Origin of the sequence: Sulfitobacter sp. W074, from assembly GCF_025142275.1 — a bacterium.
GTDB lineage: Bacteria > Pseudomonadota > Alphaproteobacteria > Rhodobacterales > Rhodobacteraceae > Sulfitobacter > Sulfitobacter profundi.
This window is the reverse complement of the sequence record NZ_CP081130.1, coordinates 528146-546934: the sequence shown is the minus strand read 5'-3', so window position 1 is coordinate 546934 and position 18789 is coordinate 528146. Positions and strand designations below refer to the sequence as shown.

The following is an 18789-nucleotide window of genomic DNA, read 5'->3' as shown; positions in this document are numbered from 1 at the left end:
CCGCCACCTGCCAGCAGGTTAGCGCCCAATTATTGACCAATGGGAGCCAAAAACCGGGCGCTCCGTGCTTCATGGGGGAACGAACCCTTTCCCCCACAGTTGTCCAAACACGACCAACAACGGCGCTGGATTTCCCGCAGGGCACTCCCGCCGAACAGAAAGGGTTAAGAGATGAATATCGTTAAACTTGGAATGGTATCTGCCATCGCTTTGGGTGCCGCTGCACCTGTCTATGCACAGTCTGCCGAAGCCTATGCCGCAACCGATCTCAACATCCGTTCGGGCCCCGGCCCGCAGTACGACATCGTCGGTGTCATCCCCGGTGGCGAAGCCACTATGGTGGAAGGCTGCCTTGACGGCCAATCCTGGTGCCGGGTCAATTTCGGCGACACGATGGGCTGGTCCTACTCCGATTACCTCGCCGTTGAAGTCGAAGAGCAGGCCGTGGCCCTGACCACCCGCCCCGCGACCGTCGAAGTGGGGACCGTGACCTATGAAGACCCCGATGGCACCGCCGAGAATGAGACCGAAGGCGCTGCTGCCGGTGCGACCCTTGGCGCGCTGACAGCCTATGCCGTTGGTGGCCCGATTGGCGGCATCATCGCCGGTGGCATCGCAGGTGGTGCGGCAGGTTCCGCCGCTGCTGAGCCAGAGGAATCCACCATCACCTACGTCCGCGAGAACCCGGTTGATACCGTGTACCTCGACGGTGAAGTAGTTGTCGGCGCGGGCATCCCCACGACCGTGACCACCTATGAGGTCCCGGAAACCACATACCGCTATGTCAACATCAACGGCGCGACCGTGATCGTTGACAACGAGACGAACCTGATCGTCGACGTTGTGCGCTAAGCTGCAATAACGTGCTGCGCTAAGCCACCATAGACTTGGACAAAGAAGGCTCGGAGAGTGATCTCCGGGCCTTTTCTTTGTCCGAAAACTAGGGCTAGCATGGGGGCAGCAACCGCAGGGAGCCACCATGATCGCCGTTATTTTCGAAGTCTTCCCCCACCCCGACCGCCGCGAGGAATACCTCGATGTCGCGGCCAAGATGCGGCCCCTGCTGGATGAGGTGGATGGCTTCATCTCTGTCGAACGGTTCCAAAGCCTGACCAACCCCGAAAAGCTGCTTTCGCTCTCTTTCTTCCGCGATGAAGAGGCGGTGCAGAACTGGCGCAAGCTGACCGCGCACCGCGGCGCGCAGGCAGCAGGGCGCGAAGGCATCTTTACCGATTACCACCTGCGCATCGCCCATGTGATCCGCGACTATGGTATGTTCGACCGCGCAGAGGCGCCACAGGACAGTCAGGAAATCCATCCACCACGGCCCACTCCCGAAGGCTGAAGGCTGACCGGGACTAGACCGTCTCCCCCGCCTCCAGCCGCCGCAACCAGTTGCCCGCATCGCGCAAGACCGCCTCGCGGCGGTCGGCATCCATGCGGTCCCACGTGGCATACATGTTTCTCATACGCGCATTGCCCTGAAACCGCTCTCGGTGCCGGTCAAGAAAGTGCCAGTAAAGCAGGTTGAACGGGCAGGCTTTCTGTCCCGCCTTCGCCGTGACGCTGTAGCTGCATCCTTTGCAGTAGTCAGACATGCGATTGATGTAAGCCCCGGACGAGACATAGGGTTTCGAGGCGATGACCCCGCCGTCGGCGAATTGGCTCATGCCGACGGTGTTGGGCGCTTCGACCCATTCATAGGCGTCGGCGTAGATCTCTAGATACCATTCATGCACCTGATGCGGATTGATCCCGGCCAGCAGGGCGAAATTGCCCGTCACCATCAGCCGCTGGATGTGATGCGCATAAGCGTATTTCTGCGTTTGCCCGATGGCTTGCCGCAGGCAATTCATCTGCGTGTCGGCACCCCAGAAAGAGGCAGGCAAGTCGCGGTCGTGTCGCAGCACGTTGCGCGCCACATACTCCGGCCCCTCAAGAAAATAGATGCCCCGCACATATTCGCGCCATCCAAGGATTTGGCGGATGAACCCTTCGGCAGCGTTGATCGGCACGTCCCCCTGCTGCCACGCCTTTTCGGCAGCCCGGCAGACCTCCATCGGGTCGAGCAACCCAAGGTTCAGATAGGGAGAGATCAGCGCGTGAAAGAGATAGGGCTGCCCTTCCAGCATCGCGTCCTGATAATCGCCAAATCGCGGCAGGGCGTGGGTGATGAAATGCGCCAAGACCTGCAGGGCCTCCGCGCGCGTGGTGGCAAAGTGAAAGGGGAGCAGATCACCGAAGTTGTCCCCATAGCGCGTCTCCACAAGGTCAAGCACCGCTTCGGTCTCAGCATCAGGCGCAAAGCTGAGCGGCTGGGGGAACTCCAGCCCCTCCTTCGGGGGCTTGCGGTTGTCGTGGTCGAAATTCCATTTGCCCCCTGCGGGATCGTCGCCCTCCATCAACAGGCCGGTCTCGCGGCGCATCTCGCGGTAGAAATACTCCATCCGCAGCGCCTTGCGCCCCTCGGCCCAATCTTCGAACCGTTTGCGAGTGGCGATAAAGCGGTCATCCGGCAAGAGATGCGTCGGGATCGGCGCATCGGTCAGCGTGTTGAGCAGCCGCCACTCCCCCGGCTCTGTCACGATCACCTCGCCCGCGCCGGTTTCCTCCGCCCGACGAAGCAGTTCGCCGACGAGAGAGCCTGCGTTTTCGGGGTCATCCAGCCGGGTATAGCGCAAGCTCCAGCCGTCATCCTCCAACTGGCGGGCAAATTTGCGCATTGCGGCGAAGACAAGCGCGATTTTCTTGGGGTGGTGACGGACATATTCCGCCTCTTGCGCGACCTCGGCCATGACCACCACATCGCGCGCCTTGTCGGCCTCGCGCAGCGATGACAGGTTTAGGGAGAGTTGATCGCCCAGAACCAAGATCAAACGGCTCACCACGGCACCGCCTTTCCGGCCCAATCAAAAAACCCGCCGCTATTGTCCGGGGTCAGCCCGTCGATCACCCGCAGCAGATTGCCCGCAGCCTCCCCCGGCGGCACCGCCGGATGGCGGCCCAGGTATTTCTCGGTAAAGGGTGTTTCGACGGTGCCGGGGTGCAGTGCCACGCAGATACTTTGCGGATGGGAGCGGCTGAGTTCAATCGCGGCGGTATGCACGATCTGGTTCACCGCCGCCTTGGCGCTGCGGTAGCTGATCCAACCGCCCAAGCGATTATCTCCGATAGAACCGACCCGCGCCGAAAGCACGGCGAATACCGCCCGCCTGTCGCGCGGCAAGAGCCGCCCCGCATGACGCAGGATCAGCGCCGGACCAACGGCGTTGAGTGCGAATTGATCCAGCATCGCCTTTTGCGTGATGGCCCGCAGCGACTTTTCCGGGGCTGCCCCGTCGATCTCCAAAGCGCCTGTGGCGACGATCACCGCGTCGAAGGGGCCGGTAAGCCCCTCCAGCGCCGCGTTAACCGAAGCCTCATCCCTAAGGTCCAGCCCATCGCTGGCGCGAGAGAGCGCCGTTACCTCATCCCCGCGCGCCCGCAAGGTGTCGCTCAGCGCCGCGCCGATCCCGCCGCTGGCCCCGATCACAAGCACCCGCGCACTCACGCCGCCGCGTCCTGCGGTATCGCTTTGTACTGCATCCTGAACTCCCTTGCTTATAGGCAGATAGGCGGCGCTGACGCGGGGGCAAACAAAAGCCGCAACACCCCCTTTCCATTTGAAAACGGGTGCGTATAACTATCCGCATGACACAGGCCGTCCATATCCCGACCCTGCCGCGCTGCTGCGCGGGCCTGCTGTGTGCCAACTTGCTGCACCTAATTCGCCTCTGAGCGTGCCCTTCGGCGCGCCCGCTCAGAGGGATGTGTCGCGCGCCAAGGATACCAGCAAAGAAAGAACCCAGGATGACCGATATGACGAAACAGGACCGTGTGCTGATTTTTGACACCACCTTGCGGGATGGCGAACAATCCCCCGGGGCGACGATGACCCATGCCGAAAAGCTGGAGATTGCGCAGCTTTTGGATGAGATGGGCGTCGACATCATCGAAGCAGGCTTTCCCATCGCCTCCGAAGGCGACTTTAACGCGGTGAGCGAGATTGCCCGCCAAAGCCAAAACGCCGTGATCTGCGGCCTTGCCCGCGCCCAATTGGGCGACATCGACCGATGCTGGGAGGCCGTGAAACATGCCCGTCAGCCGCGCATCCACACCTTCATCGGCACCTCGCCCCTGCACCGCGCCATTCCGAACCTGACACAGGATGAGATGGCCGACCGTATCCATGAGACCGTGACCCACGCGCGTAACCTGTGTGACAACGTGCAATGGTCGCCGATGGATGCCACGCGGACCGAGCTTGATTACCTCTACCGCGTTGTGGAAATCGCCATCAGAGCCGGGGCCACCACGATCAACATCCCCGACACCGTGGGCTATACCGCCCCACGCGAAAGCGCCGATCTGATCGCCAAACTGCTCGAAAACGTGCCGGGCGCGGATGAGATCATCTTTGCCACCCACTGCCACAACGATCTGGGCATGGCGACAGCCAACAGCCTTGCCGCCGTGGAAGCCGGGGCGCGGCAGGTGGAATGCACCATCAACGGTCTGGGCGAACGCGCGGGCAACACGGCGCTCGAAGAGGTCGTCATGGCGCTCAAGGTGCGCAATGACATCATGCCCTACGAGACGCGCATCGACAGCACCAAGATCATGAACATCTCGCGCCGTGTTGCGACGGTCTCGGGTTTTGCGGTGCAGTTCAACAAGGCCATCGTCGGCAAGAACGCCTTTGCCCATGAGAGCGGCATCCACCAAGACGGCATGCTCAAGAATGCCGAAACCTTTGAGATCATGCGCCCGGAGGATGTGGGTCTGACCGAGACCAATATCGTCATGGGCAAACACTCGGGCCGCGCGGCGCTGCGCTCCAAGCTCGAAGACCTCGGGTTTGAACTGGGGGATAACCAGCTCAAGGATGTCTTCGTGCGGTTCAAGGAATTGGCCGACCGTAAAAAGGAAATCTACGAGGATGACCTGATTGCGCTGATGCGCACCGCGACCGATCCTGAAGAGGACCGCATTCGCCTCAAATCGATGAAGGTCGTGTGCGGCACCGATGGCCCGCAGACCGCCGACATGGTGCTGGATGTGGATGGTGTTGAGCAGAGCACGAACCAGACGGGCGATGGCCCCGTCGATGCGGCGTTCAACTGCATCAAGGCGCTGGTGCCGCACACCGCGCGCTTGCAGCTTTACCAAGTGCATGCGGTCACCGAAGGCACCGACGCGCAGGCGACGGTGTCCGTGCGGATGGAGGAAGAGGGCCGCATCGTGACGGGGCAATCTGCCGATACCGATACCGTGGTGGCGAGTGTGCGGGCCTATATCCACGCGTTGAACCGTCTGTTGGTGCGGCGTGAAAAGGGCGGCACGGATAAGCGCGAGATCAATTATAAAGATGTGAGTTGATGCGGAGGGCGGGGGAAACCCCGCCCTTTTCGCTTGAGGGCCATCGCCTGCCCGCGGGTCGGCGATCCAAGGCTAAGTTGGTGCCACTTTATGGTGCAGCCGTGGTGTGCGTTTTCTAGGTCACACCCAGCCTCACTAAATCGCCTACCCGGTCGCACCAGAGGTGCGCCTAATACATTCTGGCACGCCTCCGGCGTGACGGAGCGAGCAGGCGATGGCCCGGCGCCTACGGCTTGCCTCCGGGCTGGGGTGGCATTCGTCACCGAAGAACCAATCTCAATACGGGTTCTTCGCCCCGCGATCCGCACTCAGCGACGCCTGCCCCCGCTCCACAATCATCACCACCGCATCCGCCAGATGTTGCCGCTGGATATGATCATCTCCCGCCGCAACCCGCAGCTTATGCGCCTCTAGCATCACCTCGGCATGGCTCGACCCGCGCGGCGGGATGAACGTGTAGCAGGCCAGTTCAATCAACAGACCCAGCGGATCCTTGAAATAGATCGAATGCATAAAGCCTCGATCCTTCACGCCCGAATGCCCGATGCCCCGCGCCTCTAACCGCTCGGGGATTTGGTCAAACATCGCGCGGTCCACCTCAAAGGCCAGATGATGCACGCAGCCCGGATCCATCGGGGTGCGGTTATGCACCCGCTTGCGGTTCTCATTGGTGAAGATCGTGATCAGCCGCCCATCGCCCGGATCGAAATACAAATGCCCCTCATCCGGGTCATCCAAATTAGGCTGGTCAAAAATGAAAGGCATTCCCAAAACGCCCTCCCAGAAGTCGATTGAACTTTGCCGATCGGCCCCGGTGAGGGTGATGTGATGCACCCCAAGTGTCTGTATCTTCTGCATGGTATCGCCGACCTCCGCCCTAAATATACCGCTCTATGATAGCGCGGCGGCAATATCGCGCCACCTTTACGGTCTTGCCCCTTTCACCCTGACCCTGTGCGCCCTATAAGAGCCAATAGCCCGCGCGTGGTCCCATGCTGGCGGGCCTGTCCGAATATTTGCAAGGCTCCGCTACTGTTATGTCCATCCTCGATCAATTCCGCGGCCTGTTCTCCTCCGATATGGCGATCGACCTCGGCACCGCGAATACGCTGGTTTATGTCAAGGGTAAGGGCATCGTGCTGAGCGAACCTTCGGTTGTCGCCTATCACGTCAAGGACGGCGTGAAGAAAGTGCTCGCCGTGGGCGAAGACGCCAAGCTGATGCTGGGCCGAACGCCCGGCAGCATTGAAGCGATCCGCCCGATGCGTGAAGGGGTCATCGCCGACTTCGACACCGCCGAGGAAATGATCAAGCACTTCATCCGTAAGGTGCACAAGCGTTCGACCTTCTCCAAACCCAAGATCATCGTCTGCGTGCCGCATGGGGCGACCCCGGTTGAGAAGCGCGCGATCCGCCAGTCGGTGCTGAGCGCTGGCGCGCGCCGCGCCGGGCTGATTGCGGAGCCTATCGCCGCGGCCATCGGTGCGGGCATGCCGATCACCGATCCCACGGGTAACATGGTCGTCGATATCGGCGGCGGTACGACCGAGGTTGCGGTGCTGTCTCTGGGCGACATCGTCTATGCACGCTCTGTCCGCGTCGGCGGTGACCGCATGGACGAAGGCATCATCAGCTACCTGCGCCGTCAGCAGAACCTGCTGATCGGTGAGACGACTGCCGAGCGGGTCAAGACCTCTATCGGTACGGCGCGGATGCCCGACGACGGGCGCGGCACCTCGATGCAGATCCGGGGCCGTGACCTGCTGAATGGTGTGCCAAAAGAAATCGAAGTGACCCAAGCGCAGATCGCCGAGGCGCTGGCCGAACCGGTGCAGCAGATTTGCGAGGCAGTGATGACCGCACTGGAAACCACCCCGCCGGATCTGGCCGCCGACATCGTCGACCGGGGCGTGATGCTGACAGGCGGCGGTGCGCTGCTAGGTGACTTGGACCTCGCCCTGCGCGAGCAGACCGGCCTTGCGATCTCGGTCGCGGATGAGCCGCTGAACTGCGTGGCCCTCGGCACCGGCAAAGCGCTGGAATACGAGAAACAACTGCGCCACGCGATCGACTACGACAGTTAACACTGGCAAGTTAGCCAGACCCGGCACGCGGCGACACCGCCCCGCCTGACCGGGTGGGAGTTTCGGCACAGATGCCCAAAGACCGTTCCAGTTCCAGCGATTTCACCGGCCCCCTGCGCCGGTTGCTGCTGGCTGTGTTGGTGCTGGCGCTGGTCGGGATTTTCTTGCTTTGGCGCATCGACAGCCCCCGCGTTGAACGCTTTCGCGCGCAGGTGACCGACCGTTTCGTGCCGAACCTTGATTGGGCAATGGCCCCGGTGACTGGCACGATCAACCTGCTACGCGATTTCCAAAGCTACCAACGTCTGAGCGAACAGAACCGCGAGCTGCGTTCGGAACTGCGGCAGATGCAGGCGTGGAAAGAAGCGGCCCTTCAGCTAGAGCAAGAGAACGCCCGCCTGCTGGATTTGAACAACGTGCGGCTCGACCCGCGCCTCACATTCATCACCGGCACCGTGCTGGCCGACAGCGGCTCGCCCTATCGCCAATCTGTGCTGCTGAACGTCGGCGCGCGCGACGGGCTGGTCGAGGGATGGGCGACAATGGACGGCATCGGACTTGTGGGCCGCATCGCCGGTGTGGGCAAGAACACCGCGCGCGTGATCCTGCTGACCGACGCTTCCAGCCGCATTCCGGCGACGATCCAACCCTCGGGCCAGCGGGCCATCGTGGCTGGCGACAACAGCGCCGCGCCGCCGCTCGACTTCATTGAAAACCGCGAGTTGGTTCGCCCCGGCGACCGGGTGATCAGTTCGGGCGATGGCGGGGTGTTCCCGGCGGGCATCCTCATCGGTCAAGTCGCCGCCGATCCGGGCGGGCGTCTTCGCGTCAGGCTGGCGGCGGATTACGAGCGGTTGGAGTTCCTGCGCGTGCTGCGCCACCATGGCAATGAAACCGTGCCGGACACCGCCCATGTCATCACCTCCGATGGCCCCTTGGCCGATCCGGCGGCGCCGGTCGGAGTGCAGCCATGACCGATCTGTCACGCAGTCGCCTGTGGGTCATGCGCCTGAGCTTTGTTGCGCTGGCGCTGGTGATCTTGTTCTTCCACCTGCTTCCGCTTGAGACGACCCCGCGCCCTTGGGCCGGGCCGGACCTGCTGTTGGGCTTTGCCTGCGCTTGGGGGCTGAGACGGCCTGAATATGTGCCCGCCCTTTTTCTGGCCTTGGTCTTTCTGCTGGCCGATCTCTTGCTACAACGTCCGCCCGGCCTTTGGGCGGTGCTGGCGCTGATCGGGGTCGAAAACCTCAAATCGCGGGGGCGGCAACTGCGGGATGCGAGCTTTGCCGCCGAATGGCTGACCGTGGTGGTGATCCTGACCATGGTGATCTTTGCCAACCGCATTCTGCTGAGCCTTGCGCTGGTGCCCACGCCCGCCATGACGCTGAACCTCACGGAATTGGCACTGACAGCGCTCGCTTATCCGCTGATCGTGGCCGTGACCCATGGTATCATGGGCGTGCGCAAAACCGCGCCGGGCGATCTGGATGCGCTTGGCAAACGGGTGTGATCGGGGAGCGATGAGATGAGACGTAGCCGCGCCGACAACGATGCAAACCACACGCGCCTGACCCGGCGCGCCGCGCTTTTGGGCGGGGCACAACTGCTGTTCATGGGCGGTCTGGCCGCGCGGATGCGCTATCTGCAGGTCGATCAGGCCGACCAATTTCGCCTGCTCGCCGAAGAGAACCGCATCAACATCCGCCTGATCCCGCCCTCCCGCGGTGAGATTTTCGACCGCAACGGCGTACAGCTTGCCGACAACGTGCCCTCCTACCGGATCGTCATGGTGCGCGAAGACGCGGGCGACGTGGCGGCGGTGATGGAACGTTTGGCCCAAGTTATCGAAATTGATGACGAAACCCGCGAACGCGCCATGACCGAGATGGCTCGCTCTGCGCCCTTCCTGCCCGTCACCATCGTCGATGACGTCAGTTGGGAGGTCGTGAGCAAGGTCAGCGTCAACGCCCCTGCCCTGCCCGGCGTCACCCCCGAAGTAGGCCTGACTCGCGTCTACCCGCGCGGCGCGGATTTCGCCCATGTGGTGGGCCGCGTGGGCCGCGTGAGCCAAGCCGACCTCGACGCGCTGGTAAACCCCGATCAGGTGCTGCGCATTCCGCGCTTTCAAATCGGCAAGATCAACGTCGAAGCCCGCGCCGAGAACCTGCTGCGCGGTGCGGCGGGCACCAAACATGTAGAGGTGAACGCCACAGGCCGCGTAATGCGCGAGTTGGAGCGGCGCGAAGGTCAGGCCGGGGCCGACCTGCAGCTGACCGTGGATGCCAATCTGCAACGCTATGTGCAGGCTCGTCTGGGTGAAGAAAGCGCCGCCGTGGTCATCATCGATTGCGAGAATGGCGATCTGGCCGCACTCGCCTCTTCGCCCAGCTATGACCCGAACCTTTTTATCGGCGGCATCTCTTCGGCGGATTATAATCCGCTGTTGAATTCCAAATACCGACCCTTGGTGAACAAGCCGGTGCAGGGCACCTACCCGCCCGGTTCAACCTTCAAGATGATCGTCGCACTCGCCGCAATCGAAGAGGGCATCGTCGGCCCCGAAGAGACGGTATATTGCCCCGGCCATCTGGAGGTCGCGGGGCGGCGGTTCCACTGCTGGAAACGCGCGGGCCACGGATGGGTTAATTTACAGGATTCGCTGAAACAATCCTGCGACGTCTATTACTACGACCTCGCCGTGAAGGTGGGCATCGAAAAGATCACCGCCATGTCGAACCGCTTTGGCCTTGGCATCAAACACGATCTGGCGCTGTCTTCGGTCGCGGGCGGGCTTGCGCCGACCAAACAGTGGAAACGCTCGGCCCGGGGCGAGGATTGGGTCGTGGGCGACACGGTCAACGCCTCCATCGGGCAGGGTTTTACCCTGTCCTCCCCACTGCAACTCGCGGTGATGAGCGCGCGGATCGCCACCGGGCGCGCGGTGGCGCCGCGGCTGATTAAATCCATCGACGGGGTGGAGCAACCCAGCGGCGCGGGCGAGCCGATGGGCCTGAACGAGAACAACCTGCGCCAATTGCGCAAAGCGATGTACGACGTGGTCAACGACCGCCGCGGCACCGGCTATCGCAGCCGCATCATCGACGACACGATGCGCATGGCGGGCAAGACCGGCACCAGTCAGGTGCGCAACATCACCGCCGCCGAACGCGCCCGTGGTGTGACCAGCAACGCCGACCTGCCGTGGGAGCGCCGCGACCACGCGCTGTTCGTGTGCTTCGCGCCCTACGACAAACCCAAATACGCGGCCTGCGTGCTGGTGGAACACGGGGGGGGCGGATCAACCGCCGCCGCCCCGATTGCGCGCGACGTGATGTTGCAGGCCATGGCCGGGGGCGAGCCGCCGCTCGAAGCCTACCCCAAGTCCGACCGGGGCCGCATCGCCACCCAGCAAGAAGAGCTGCGCGACACCGCGCCGGAAACCTCGGCCAGCGTAGCGGGAGACGATCAGGCATGAGCTATCTTGAGCATACGGTCAAATCCGTCCCCACGGGGCTGCGCAAGATCCTTTTCATGAACTGGCCGCTGGCGATCCTGTTGACCAGTGTCGCGGGCGTGGGGTTCTTGATGCTCTACTCGGTCGCGGGCGGGTCATTCTCCCCTTGGGCTGAACCGCAGATGAAGCGTTTCGGCATGGGCATTGCGATCATGTTCACTGTGGCGATGGTGCCGATCTGGCTCTGGCGCAACCTGTCGGGCGTGGCCTATGGGGCGACCTTGGTGCTACTGGTCGCGGTCGAACTCTTTGGCTCTGTCGGCATGGGCGCGCAGCGTTGGATCGACATTGGCTTCATGCGGCTGCAACCGTCGGAGTTGATGAAGATCACGCTGGTGCTGTTTCTGGCCGCCTATTACGACTGGCTGCCGGTCAAAAAGGTCTCGCGCCCCTTTTGGGTCCTGCTGCCGATCCTGATCATCGTGGTCCCCACCGCTTTGGTCCTGAAACAGCCCGACTTGGGCACCTCGATCCTGCTTTTGACCGCCGGGGGCGGGCTGATGTTCCTTGCAGGTGTGCATTGGGCCTATTTCGCCGCTGTCATCACCGCCGCCATCGGGCTGGTCACCGCCGTCTTCCAATCGCGCGGCACCCCGTGGCAACTGCTCAAAGATTACCAATACCGCCGCATCGACACTTTTCTCGACCCCAGCCAAGACCCGCTTGGCGCGGGCTACCACATCACCCAATCCAAGATCGCGCTCGGCTCGGGCGGCTGGTCTGGGCGTGGCTACATGCAAGGCACCCAGTCGCGGCTGAACTTCTTGCCCGAGAAACACACCGACTTTATCTTTACCACGCTGGCCGAAGAGTTCGGCTTCGTCGGCGGCGTCTCTCTGCTGGGGCTTTATGCGCTGATCATCCTGTTCTGCGTGGCCTCGGCGGTGAAGAACAAAGACCGGTTCTCCAGCCTGCTGACACTGGGCATCGCGCTTAACTTCTTTCTCTTTTTCGCCGTTAACATGTCGATGGTCATGGGGCTGGCCCCTGTGGTTGGCGTGCCGCTGCCGATGGTGAGCTATGGCGGCTCGGCCATGCTGGTGCTGCTGCTGGCCTTTGGGCTGGTGCAATCGGCACATGTTCATAGACCGAGGTAATTCATGACGATTAATATTCTCTTCGCCGCCAAAGCCGAACGCTGGGACTGCTACGAAAAACCGTTGAACGACGCGCTGCGCAAGGCCCTGCCGGGGCGGGATTTCACACTCGCCACCGACCTGCCGCCCGAAGAGGTCGATTATATCGTCTATGCCCCCAACAGCGACTTGCAGGATTTCACCCCCTACACCCGCGCCAAAGCGGTGCTGAACCTCTGGGCCGGGGTGGAGGCGATCACCGGCAATGAGACCTTGAATATCCCGCTGACACGGATGGTCGATTTCGGCCTGACCCACGGCATGGTCGAATGGTGCACGGGCCATGTGCTGCGCCATCATCTGGGGATGGATGCGGACATTCTGCGCAAGCACGCCAAATGGGAGCCGCGCACCCCGCCACTGGCACGCGAGCGGGGCGTGGCGGTGCTGGGCATCGGTGCGCTCGGCCAAGCGGTGGCCGCGGCGTTGGTGGGTCTGGGCTTCGACGTGACCGGCTGGTCGCGCAGCAAAAAGCAGATCGAGGGCGTGCGCTGCCTGCATGGCGATGCGGGCCTGACAGAAACGCTGAAACGGGCCGAGATCGCCGTGCTGCTGTTGCCCGACACCCCCGCCACGCGAGATGTGCTAAATGCCGAGACACTGGCGCAGATGCCCAAAGGCGCGTTCATCATCAACCCCGGTCGTGGCCCGCTGATTGATGATGACGCCCTGCTTGCCGCGCTCGACAGCGGGCAGATTGCCCATGCCACGCTGGATGTCTTCAGCGTGGAACCGCTGCCTGAGGATCACCCCTATTGGGCGCATCCGCGCGTCACCGTAACCCCGCATCTCGCGGCGGCCACGCGCAATGAGACGGCCTCGGAAGTCATCGCCGAGAACATCCGCCGCAGTGAGGCCGGAGAGCCTCTGCTACATCTGGTAGACCGCGACCGGGGGTACTAACCCCCGGCCGCGTCAAGGCTCAGGCCGCCAGCCCGCGCCCTTTGAGCAGCGCCTCCACCCCCGGCAGTCGCCCCCGGAACGCGGTATAAAGCTCTGCCGGATCGCGGCTGCCGCCGGTCGACAGGATGTGGGTCTCCAACGCTTCGGCGCGCTCCGCGTCAAAGGCGCCGCCCGCTTCTTCGAAGGCGGCAAAGGCGTCGGCGTCCATCACCTCGGACCACATGTAGCTGTAATAGGCGCTGGAATATCCGTCACCCGAGAAGACATGCGCGAATTGCGGCGTGGCGTGGCGCATCCGGATCGCCTGAGGCATGCCGATGCTGCTGAGCACCTCGGCCTGTTTCACCATCGGATCGGCGGGCGGGGCACCGTCGTGGAACTCTAGATCGACGAGGGCCGAGGCGATATATTCCACCGTCTGGAACCCCATGTCGAAGGTCGACGCCGCCAGCACCTTGTCCAACATCTCACGCGGCATCGGCTCGCCCGTGCGGGCATGGGTGGCGAATTTCTGCAAGACCTCGGGCTGGTCCAGCCAATGCTCATAAAGCTGGCTGGGCAATTCCACAAAGTCCCGCGCCACCGAGGTGCCGCTGACGCTTTCATAGGTCACGTCCGACAGCATCTGGTGTAGCGCATGGCCGAATTCGTGAAACAGCGTGCGCGCGTCGTCATAGGACAGCAGCGCCGGGTCGCCCTTGGCGAAATTGCAGACGTTGATCACCACCGGCGCCTGCGCGCGGGGGAACTTCGCTTGGCTCCGCATAGCCGAACACCATGCGCCCGAACGCTTCGAGCCGCGCGCGAAGTAATCGCCGATAAAGACCGCCACATGCTTGCCGTTCCGCGTCACCTCCCACGCCCGGCAGTCGGGGTGGTAGAGCGGCACGTCGAGCGGCGCGAACGCCAGCCCGAACAACCGGTTGGCACAGTCGAAGGCCGCGTCGATCATCCGATCGAGCTGGAAATAGGGTTTCAGCGCCGCCTCATCGAGGTCATGCTCTGCCGCGCGGCGCTTTTCGGCGTAGTAGCGCCAATCCCATGGCTCCAGCGCCCCGTTCACGCCGTCCTCGCGCATCAGCGCGGTCAGCACCTCGGCATCGGCGTCGGCCTGCGCCTTGGCAGGTTTCCAAACCGACATCAGCAAGTCGCGCACGGCGTCCGGCGTCTTGGCCATTTCGGTTTCCAGCTTGTAGGCGGCGAAATTTTCATAGCCCAGAAGTTCCGCGCGCTCCTTGCGCAGGGCCAGCGTTTCGGCAGCGATGTCGCGGTTGTCGGTTTCCCCGCCATTCGCACCGCGTGCTTCCCACGCACGAAACGCCTTTTCGCGCAGGTCGCGACGGTCTGAGAATTGCAGGAAGGGTGTGATCAGCGACCGCGAGAGCGTGACCACCGGGCCCTCCGCGCCCTTCTCCTTGCCCGCCGCGCGGGCGGCGTCGAGCGCGAAATCCGGCAGGCCGGTCAGATCGCCCTCCGACAGCGGCATGAACCAATCCCGCTCATCGGCCAGTAGGTTTTGCGTGAACTGCGTGCCCAGCACCGCCAGCCGTGCCTTAATCTCTTTCATCCGCTCGGCGGCCGCCCCGGTCAACGCCGCGCCAGAGCGGACGAAGCCGCGATGTGTCAGCATCAGCACGCGGGCCTGCTCCTCGGTCAGATCGAGCGTGTCGCGGGCCTCCCAGATGGCAGCGATGCGGGCAAAGAGCTTGGTGTTGCCCGAGATCGCCGATTGATGCGCGGCAAGCTTGGGCGAGAAATCGCGCTGCAACGCCTCGCGCGCGCCGTTGCTGTCGGCCCCCGCGACGGTGAAGAACACGCTCAGCACCTTGTCGAGCGCGTCGCCGGATGCTTCGAGCGCCTCGATCGTATTGGCAAAGCTGGGCGCCTCGGGGTTCTCGGCGATGGCGTCGATCTCGGCCCGGTGGGCGGTCAATGCCTCCTCAAGCGCGGGGGCGAAATCATCGTCTGAAATGCGATCAAAGGGGGCGATGCCGAAGGGCGTGTTCCAGTCAGCGAGCAGCGGATTTGTCATGTAAATCTCCTTTGCGCTCTAGATGGGGCGCGGGGAGGAGACTTGCAATCACCCGCCGCAGGTTTCGCAGCCCGCCCGCCGCTTGAGCCCGATCTTGCGGGTCTCACCGTAAAGCCCGTCGTAGATCATCATCTCGCCGCGCAGCACGCTGCCCGCGCCGGTGATCAGCTTAACCGCCTCAAGCGCCATCATCGTGCCGATCACGCCGGGCAGCGGCCCGATCACCCCGGCCTCGGCACAGGAGGGTGCCAGCCCCGCGGCAGGCGCTTGCGGAAAAATGCAGCGATAGCAGGGCGCACCGCGCGCGGGATCAAAGATGCTGAGCTGCCCCTCCCACTGGCTGAGCGCGCCTGAAATCAGTGGCTTACCAGCCGCGACACAGGCGGCATTGACCCGGTAACGGGTGTCGAAATTATCGGTCCCGTCGAGCACGAGGTCATAGTCGGCCACCAGTTCGGCGGCGATCTCGTCGCTGAGGCGACGGTGGTAGGGGCGCACGGTGATATGGGGGTTTTGCGCCAGCATCTCGGCTTGGGCCGAGAAGACCTTGGGCGTGCCGATGGCCGCGTCTTTGTGGATCACCTGCCGTTGCAGGTTCGCGTTCTCGACCGTGTCGTCGTCGATCACCCCGATGGTGCCAACGCCCGCCGCCGCGAGATATTGCAGCGCCGGCGCGCCGAGGCCACCCGCCCCCACGACAAGCACCTTGGCGTTTTTCAACGCCTTTTGCCCGGCCCCGCCGACCTCGCGTAGTACGATATGGCGGGCATAACGGCTGAGTTCACTGTCCGAGAAACGGCCCGAGGTCTGGGGCGCCGCCGGTTCGCGCGGTGTGGCGCGGGCGCGCAGGGTTGCCAGCCCCTGCCGGTAGAGCATCACCAGCGCAACGAAGCCGCCCAGCAGCAGCCAAGGCGCGGCGCTGCCCCCGGTGGCCAGCCGCAGCGGGTGCGTGGCCGGAAAGACCAGATGCAGCCCCACCAAAGCCAGATACATAACCGCAACCAGCCCCGCACGTAGCCCGCGCGGCAGGCCGAGAAACCCGCCGCCAAACCAAAGAGCGGCAGCGATGATTAAAACCGCCAGCATCAGAGCGCCCCCGTCGAGCCGAAACCGCCCGCGCCGCGCAGGGTTTCATCAAGGCTGTCGGCCAGATCGAACCCCGCCTGCATCACCGGGGCCGCGACCATCTGTGCGATGCGCATGCCGTGTTCGACGGTAAACGCCTCTTGCCCCATATTGCCCATGATCACCCCCACGATGCCGCGATAATCGCTGTCGATGGTGCCGGGGCTGTTGATCAAGGTGATCCCATGTTTCAGCGCAAGGCCCGAGCGCGGGCGGATCTGCACCTCGAACCCCTGCGGGATCGCCATATGCAATCCGGTCGAGATCAGCGCCCGCGCGCCAGGGGCCAGCGTGACCGGACCTTCGGGCAGGTTGGCCCGCAGGTCCGCGCCCGCCGCGCCTGCGCTTTCATAGGCAGGCAGTGGCAGGCTGCGGTCCGCGCCATCGGCCCAGCAGAGTTTGATCGTCGTCATAGCTTCCCCTTAGGCAAGTGCTGCGGCGATGCGTTCGGCCAGACGGGCGGCCACGGCATCCTTGCCCATGCGCGGCCAGTCCTCTGCGCCCGCGTCGGTGATCAGCGTCACGGCATTCTCGCGCCCGCCCATGATGCCGGTGGCGGGGGAAACGTCGTTGGCGACGATCCAGTCACAGCCCTTGCGCGCGCGTTTCTCGGTGGCATGGGCCAGCACATCGTCGGTCTCTGCCGCGAAGCCCACGACGAGCGCGGGGCGGCCTTCGCTGCGCTGGCTGATGGTTTTCAAGATGTCGGGGTTTTCCGCGAATGTGAGACTGGGCAGCCCGTCTTTGGATTTCTTCAGCTTGCGGTCCCCTGCGCCCTGCACGTGCCAATCGGCCACCGCAGCGGCAAAGACGGCGGCATCGGCGGGCAGTGCGGCGTCTACCGCCTGCATCATCTCTTGCGCCGTTTGCACGGGCACCACCTTGACCCCCTCGGGCGGCGCAACCTCTGCCGGGCCGGTGACAAAGGTCACCTCTGCCCCCAAAGCCCTGAGCGCGCGCGCGATGGCCGTGCCCTGCGCACCAGAAGAGCGGTTGGCGATGTAGCGCACCGGGTCGATCGGCTCATGGGTCGGGCCGGAGGTAACGAGGATGCGTTTGCCCTTGAGAGGTCCATTGCCAAGCTGGGCCTCAACAGCGGCGACAATCTCAAGCGGTTCGGCCATGCGCCCCGGTCCAAATTCGCCGCAGGCCATGTCACCGTCATTCGGGCCCACCATGGTGATGCCATCGCCGCGCAACGTGGCGATGTTGCGCTGTGTCGCGGGGTGCTGCCACATGCGCACATTCATCGCAGGCGCCAGCAATACGGGCGTGTCGGTGGCCAACAGCAGGGTCGAGGCCAGATCATTCGCCGCACCCTGCGCCATCTTGGCCATCAGATCAGCCGTGGCGGGGGCGACCACCAGCAGGTCTGCCGCGCGGCTAAGTTGAATATGGCCCATCTCGGCCTCATCCCCCAGATCGAAAAGATCGCGAAACACCTTCACCCCGGTCAGGGCAGAGACGGAAAGCGGGGTGACGAACTCTTCGCCTGCGCGGGTCAAAACCGGGGTCACCTTGGCCCCGCGTTCGCGCAGGCGGCGGATCAGATCGAGGGATTTATAGGCGGCAATGCCACCGCCGATGATCAGCAGAATATGTTTGCCCGACAGCATAAAGGCCCCCCGTTTGCGTTCGGGAGACCTTAATCCGGGGCGGCGAAATCTGCCAGCCCCGGTGGGCATCGCTGTAGGGGGTCAGGCGAGAAAGGCAAAAACCTCGCGCGATTGCAGTTCAAGCGACTTGCGCATTTTGCCAAAGGCCGCGGCCTCAAGCTGGCGCACCCGCTCTTTGCTGAGGCTCAGCTCATCCCCGAGGCTCTCCAAGGTGCGGGCAGGGTCGCGCAATTTGCGCTCGCGCACGATGAACTGCTCCCGTTCGGACAGCCCCTGCATGGCCGTCAGCAGCCAGTTGCGCAGTTGCGCGGTGTCGTGGCTTTCTTCGACACGTTCCGCGGCCTGCGCGCTTTCGTCGGCCAGCGCTTCGATCCACTCGCGGCCTTCGTCCTCAGCCGATTGCGTGGCGTTCAGCGAATAGTCAGAGCCCGACAGACGCCCTTCCATCATCTCGACATCATGCAACGGCACGCCGATCTCGGTCGAGATCATCTGGCGCAGCTGGTGCTTGTCCAATGTCTCGCCCATGGCCGTGGCCTCACGCTCCAACCGGGCCTGCACGCGGCGCATGTTGAAAAACAGGGATTTCTGCGAGGAGGTCGAACCGGTCCGTACCATCGACCAGTTGCGCATCACATGATCCTGAATGCTCGCCTTGATCCACCAGACCGCATAGGTCGAGAACCGCACGCCGCGGTCGGGGTCGAATTTGTCGGCGGCTTTCATCAGGCCCAGACCAGCCTCTTGGATCAAATCGTTCATCGGCGCGCCGTAGCGCTTGAACTTGCCCGCCATTGAGATCGCCAAACGCATGTAGGCGGTGATCAAACGATGCAGAGCGGCCTCATCCCGCTGATCACGCCACGCATAGGCCAATTCCAACTCTGTCTCGGCGTCGAGCAATTCGGCCTTCATTGCGGTGCGGGTGAGTGAAAATTCGCGAGCGGTCTGCAATGACATT

17 protein-coding genes are annotated in these 18789 nt (G+C 63.4%); 9 read left to right on the top strand and 8 right to left on the bottom strand.

From position 1 onward, the window contains the following. The first annotated feature begins 171 nt into the window (after positions 1-171). Positions 172-852 carry a DUF1236 domain-containing protein gene (locus K3762_RS02730; RefSeq protein WP_132444760.1) on the top strand — a complete coding sequence of 227 codons (681 nt, stop codon included), beginning with the start codon at positions 172-174 and terminating at the stop codon, positions 850-852. Between the two features lie 127 nt (positions 853-979). Beyond that, on the top strand, positions 980-1345 hold the full coding sequence (locus tag K3762_RS02725) for an antibiotic biosynthesis monooxygenase (protein WP_067941467.1): 366 nt from the start codon (positions 980-982) through the stop codon (positions 1343-1345). 13 nt (positions 1346-1358) lie between these two features. Here the strand turns inward: K3762_RS02725 and K3762_RS02720 are convergent, their stop codons facing one another. Beyond that, positions 1359-2885, bottom strand: coding sequence for a cryptochrome/photolyase family protein (locus K3762_RS02720; RefSeq protein WP_206054303.1), 1527 nt, complete (start codon positions 2883-2885; stop codon positions 1359-1361). After that, the gene (locus tag K3762_RS02715) at positions 2882-3550 is read right to left on the bottom strand and encodes an SDR family NAD(P)-dependent oxidoreductase (RefSeq protein WP_120350154.1); all 669 of its coding nucleotides are present in this window, start codon (positions 3548-3550) and stop codon (positions 2882-2884) included. The genes K3762_RS02720 and K3762_RS02715 overlap by 4 nt, the downstream gene beginning before the upstream one ends. A 299-nt stretch (positions 3551-3849) precedes the next feature. Here K3762_RS02715 and K3762_RS02710 point away from each other — a divergent pair, with 299 nt between their 5' ends. Next, positions 3850-5418 (top strand): 2-isopropylmalate synthase, encoded by a 1569-nt coding sequence (locus K3762_RS02710; RefSeq protein WP_132444764.1) that lies wholly within the window; start codon positions 3850-3852, stop codon positions 5416-5418. A gap of 276 nt (positions 5419-5694) precedes the next feature. Here the strand turns inward: K3762_RS02710 and K3762_RS02705 are convergent, their stop codons facing one another. Further along, entirely contained in the window at positions 5695-6276 is a 582-nt protein-coding gene (locus tag K3762_RS02705) for a VOC family protein (RefSeq protein WP_120350152.1), read from the bottom strand. A 179-nt stretch (positions 6277-6455) separates the two neighbouring features. On the opposite strand from K3762_RS02705, the gene K3762_RS02700 reads away from it, so the two are divergent. The 6 genes from K3762_RS02700 (at position 6456) to K3762_RS02675 (ending at position 13055) form a co-directional block, all read left to right on the top strand. Further along, positions 6456-7502, top strand: coding sequence for a rod shape-determining protein (locus K3762_RS02700; protein WP_040700660.1), 1047 nt, complete (start codon positions 6456-6458; stop codon positions 7500-7502). A 71-nt stretch (positions 7503-7573) separates the two neighbouring features. Then, the gene (gene mreC, locus K3762_RS02695; RefSeq protein ID WP_120350151.1) at positions 7574-8476 is read left to right on the top strand and encodes a rod shape-determining protein MreC; all 903 of its coding nucleotides are present in this window, start codon (positions 7574-7576) and stop codon (positions 8474-8476) included. Then, the gene (locus tag K3762_RS02690; protein WP_120350150.1) at positions 8473-9012 is read left to right on the top strand and encodes a rod shape-determining protein MreD; all 540 of its coding nucleotides are present in this window, start codon (positions 8473-8475) and stop codon (positions 9010-9012) included. The genes mreC and K3762_RS02690 overlap by 4 nt, the downstream gene beginning before the upstream one ends. Before the next feature lie 15 nt (positions 9013-9027). After that, entirely contained in the window at positions 9028-10977 is a 1950-nt protein-coding gene (gene mrdA, locus K3762_RS02685; RefSeq protein WP_132444766.1) for a penicillin-binding protein 2, read from the top strand. Further along, a complete protein-coding gene (gene rodA, locus K3762_RS02680; RefSeq protein ID WP_067916467.1) occupies positions 10974-12113 on the top strand; it encodes a rod shape-determining protein RodA in 1140 nt (379 codons plus the stop codon). The genes mrdA and rodA overlap by 4 nt, the downstream gene beginning before the upstream one ends. 3 nt (positions 12114-12116) lie before the next feature. After that, a complete protein-coding gene (locus K3762_RS02675) occupies positions 12117-13055 on the top strand; it encodes a glyoxylate/hydroxypyruvate reductase A (RefSeq protein ID WP_132444768.1) in 939 nt (312 codons plus the stop codon). Positions 13056-13074: 19 nt separating this feature from the next. On the opposite strand, the gene K3762_RS02670 is transcribed toward K3762_RS02675, so the two are convergent. From K3762_RS02670 to K3762_RS02650, 5 genes are all read right to left on the bottom strand, one after another. Next, on the bottom strand, positions 13075-15087 hold the full coding sequence (locus tag K3762_RS02670) for a M3 family metallopeptidase (RefSeq protein ID WP_132444770.1): 2013 nt from the start codon (positions 15085-15087) through the stop codon (positions 13075-13077). Positions 15088-15135: 48 nt separating this feature from the next. After that, complete coding sequence (locus tag K3762_RS02665; RefSeq protein ID WP_132444772.1) at positions 15136-16173, bottom strand: molybdopterin-synthase adenylyltransferase MoeB; 1038 nt, start codon at positions 16171-16173, stop codon at positions 15136-15138. Beyond that, entirely contained in the window at positions 16173-16625 is a 453-nt protein-coding gene (dut, locus tag K3762_RS02660) for a dUTP diphosphatase (protein ID WP_132444774.1), read from the bottom strand. The genes K3762_RS02665 and dut overlap by 1 nt, the downstream gene beginning before the upstream one ends. Positions 16626-16634: 9 nt before the next feature. Continuing rightward, a complete protein-coding gene (gene coaBC, locus K3762_RS02655; RefSeq protein WP_132444776.1) occupies positions 16635-17828 on the bottom strand; it encodes a bifunctional phosphopantothenoylcysteine decarboxylase/phosphopantothenate--cysteine ligase CoaBC in 1194 nt (397 codons plus the stop codon). An 81-nt stretch (positions 17829-17909) separates the two neighbouring features. Beyond that, positions 17910-18788 (bottom strand): RNA polymerase factor sigma-32, encoded by an 879-nt coding sequence (locus K3762_RS02650; protein WP_067626281.1) that lies wholly within the window; start codon positions 18786-18788, stop codon positions 17910-17912. Between the last annotated feature and the right edge of the window lies 1 nt (position 18789).

Excerpts from the sequence above, each read along its gene's own strand:
- K3762_RS02730 (WP_132444760.1), top strand. The coding sequence starts at position 172 with ATGAATATCGTTAAACTTGGAATGGTATCTGCCATCGCTTTGGGTGCC.
- K3762_RS02725 (WP_067941467.1), top strand. The coding sequence starts at position 980 with ATGATCGCCGTTATTTTCGAAGTCTTCCCCCACCCCGACCGCCGCGAG.
- K3762_RS02710 (WP_132444764.1), top strand. The coding sequence starts at position 3,850 with ATGACCGATATGACGAAACAGGACCGTGTGCTGATTTTTGACACCACC.
- K3762_RS02705 (WP_120350152.1), bottom strand. The coding sequence starts at position 6,276 with ATGCAGAAGATACAGACACTTGGGGTGCATCACATCACCCTCACCGGG.
- K3762_RS02700 (WP_040700660.1), top strand. The coding sequence starts at position 6,456 with ATGTCCATCCTCGATCAATTCCGCGGCCTGTTCTCCTCCGATATGGCG.
- mreC (WP_120350151.1), top strand. The coding sequence starts at position 7,574 with ATGCCCAAAGACCGTTCCAGTTCCAGCGATTTCACCGGCCCCCTGCGC.
- K3762_RS02690 (WP_120350150.1), top strand. The coding sequence starts at position 8,473 with ATGACCGATCTGTCACGCAGTCGCCTGTGGGTCATGCGCCTGAGCTTT.
- mrdA (WP_132444766.1), top strand. The coding sequence starts at position 9,028 with ATGAGACGTAGCCGCGCCGACAACGATGCAAACCACACGCGCCTGACC.
- rodA (WP_067916467.1), top strand. The coding sequence starts at position 10,974 with ATGAGCTATCTTGAGCATACGGTCAAATCCGTCCCCACGGGGCTGCGC.
- K3762_RS02675 (WP_132444768.1), top strand. The coding sequence starts at position 12,117 with ATGACGATTAATATTCTCTTCGCCGCCAAAGCCGAACGCTGGGACTGC.
- K3762_RS02670 (WP_132444770.1), bottom strand. The coding sequence starts at position 15,087 with ATGACAAATCCGCTGCTCGCTGACTGGAACACGCCCTTCGGCATCGCC.
- K3762_RS02665 (WP_132444772.1), bottom strand. The coding sequence starts at position 16,173 with ATGCTGGCGGTTTTAATCATCGCTGCCGCTCTTTGGTTTGGCGGCGGG.
- dut (WP_132444774.1), bottom strand. The coding sequence starts at position 16,625 with ATGACGACGATCAAACTCTGCTGGGCCGATGGCGCGGACCGCAGCCTG.
- coaBC (WP_132444776.1), bottom strand. The coding sequence starts at position 17,828 with ATGCTGTCGGGCAAACATATTCTGCTGATCATCGGCGGTGGCATTGCC.
- K3762_RS02650 (WP_067626281.1), bottom strand. The coding sequence starts at position 18,788 with ATGTCATTGCAGACCGCTCGCGAATTTTCACTCACCCGCACCGCAATG.